Origin of the sequence: Phormidium sp. CCY1219, from assembly GCF_035615515.1 — a bacterium.
Taxonomy (GTDB): Bacteria; Cyanobacteriota; Cyanobacteriia; order Cyanobacteriales; family Laspinemataceae; genus CCY1219.
The window spans coordinates 1-1,201 of the sequence record NZ_JAJENT010000092.1; the positions used below are offsets into that span (position 1 = coordinate 1).

2 protein-coding genes are annotated in these 1,201 nt (G+C 44.4%); both read right to left on the reverse strand.

The features are described from left to right. Nucleotides 1-406 precede the first annotated feature (406 nt). Entirely contained in the window at nt 407-673 is a 267-nt protein-coding gene (locus tag LKK83_RS00555; RefSeq protein WP_324628785.1) for a Txe/YoeB family addiction module toxin, read from the reverse strand. Continuing rightward, complete coding sequence (locus tag LKK83_RS00560; RefSeq protein WP_324628786.1) at nt 670-894, reverse strand: hypothetical protein; 225 nt, start codon at nt 892-894, stop codon at nt 670-672. Before LKK83_RS00560 ends, LKK83_RS00555 begins: the two co-directional genes overlap by 4 nt. Nucleotides 895-1,201: the final 307 nt, after the last annotated feature.

The following is a 1,201-nucleotide window of genomic DNA, read 5'->3' on the forward strand; positions in this document are numbered from 1 at the left end:
TAATGACGCCATTCGGTGCTCAGACCCCCGGAGAAAATTGGCGGTGAAATTGCAGTAGGGTGTGTGACCCCCGAAGAAGATTGGGGGTCAAATTACGCGATCGCATTGTGGGGGTCACGCACCGACCCCATCGGTGGGAGAATCGGATGAGGGGAGTTAATGACGCCATTTGGTGCTCAGGCCCCCGGAGAGGATTGGGGGTGAAATTGCATCAGCGGATTGCGGGAGTCACACACCCTACGATGGCTGAGAGCGATCGCCGATTTGACTTGGGCGATTTCCTCCAGGTTTGCCTCTGCCATCATCCGACTGGCTTAACTTAAATCTTGGGTTCGCGCCAATTGCAATTTCATCAGACCTCGATAGGGTAAGTCGGCTTAATAGGCACGCTTAAGGCAATTCAATTCTATTCACTATAGTGATACTTGCAAGCTACAATCAAAATTTCTTTATCGGTCACTTGATAAATTAAACGATTTTCATTATCAATCCGCCTTGACCAAAACCCACTTAACTCGTATTTCAAAGGTTCGGGCTTACCTAATCCTTCAAATGGTGTTCTGTCTATATTCTTAATCAGTTCGACAATTTTGCGATAAGTTTTCTTGTCTATTTTTGCCCATTCATTAAAATCGGCAAAAGCAGAAGCTTCAAAAATGATTCTTCTGCTCATTGCAACTCCTCTATATTAACTTCGACTAAATTTCGACCTTTTTTCGCATTCTCAATTGCTTTTAATAGCTTAATTTTATTGATTTCAGATTGCAATAAATAGGCAGTTTCATCTCCTTCAAAAACGATTATTGAAATATATTTATCACCAAATTTTGCTTTGATTTCTTCTATTAAACTCGGGTTGATTTCGCTGGCTTTTAAATGATAGACGGTTGACATTGTTTTTACCTACTGTTGAATTTGAACAGCGATCGAGTAGGACGTCAGGTGTGGTGCGATCGCCTCTTTTGTCAAAGGAGTTACGGGAACGCAACCGAACCCGCACTCATTCTTTAATGATAGCAGCTCGCATCGGGCTGAGGCAAACGGTCACTAAAAGTCTCAGCTTGGCAAGAAGGGTGGATACCGAATCCGGGTAACGAAAAGTCTTTGTATATACCCCCTCAAAGCGATCGCGTAGGGTGTGTGACCCCCGAAGACAATTGGGGGTGAAATTTGCGCGATCGCATTGCGGGGGCCTGAGCAC